This is a genomic window from Bacillus sp. LR--39 (assembly GCF_053613335.1).
In genome coordinates, this window is record NZ_JBSIOT010001581.1 from 1 (window position 1) to 521 (window position 521).

Annotated in this window: 1 protein-coding gene; it reads right to left on the reverse strand. The window is 42.2% G+C overall.

Features of this window, described 5'->3' with window-relative positions; all coding sequences use genetic code 11:
* Positions 1-521 (reverse strand): DNA gyrase subunit A (locus ACWHAR_RS31910; RefSeq protein ID WP_452089030.1); only part of this gene is annotated, 521 nt, incomplete at both ends.

Below are 521 nucleotides of genomic sequence, written 5' to 3' on the forward strand. Positions count from 1 at the left end.
TCTCTCTCGATGAGATCTTCATCTTCAATTGTCTCCAGTCCAGAAGTGACAATCTCAGTACGTCTTTCATCGTTAAAACGCTCTTTGATTTCCGTGAGTTCTTCACGAATGATCTCAAGCACTTTATATTCATTTGCCAAGATGTCTTTTAGCTCTGCAATTAATTTAACAAGAGATTGGTATTCTTCTTCTATCTTTTCACGTTCCAGTCCCGTTAAACGCTGGAGCCTCATGTCAAGGATCGCTTGTGCTTGCTTCTCTGTCAGTGAGAATTGTTCAATTAAGCCTGTTCTCGCAATTTCAGCCGTTTGAGAATTACGGATAAGGGAGATAACTGCATCGAGATGATCCAGTGCAACTCTCAATCCTTCCAAGATATGAGCTCTCGCTTCTGCCTTACGCAATTCATAAGCAGTACGGCGTCTAATGACAACTTTTTGATGGTCAAGGTAATGCTCCAGGCATTGCTTAAGAGTTAAAACTTTCGGCTGGCCATCAACAAGTGCAAGCAGGTTGATGCC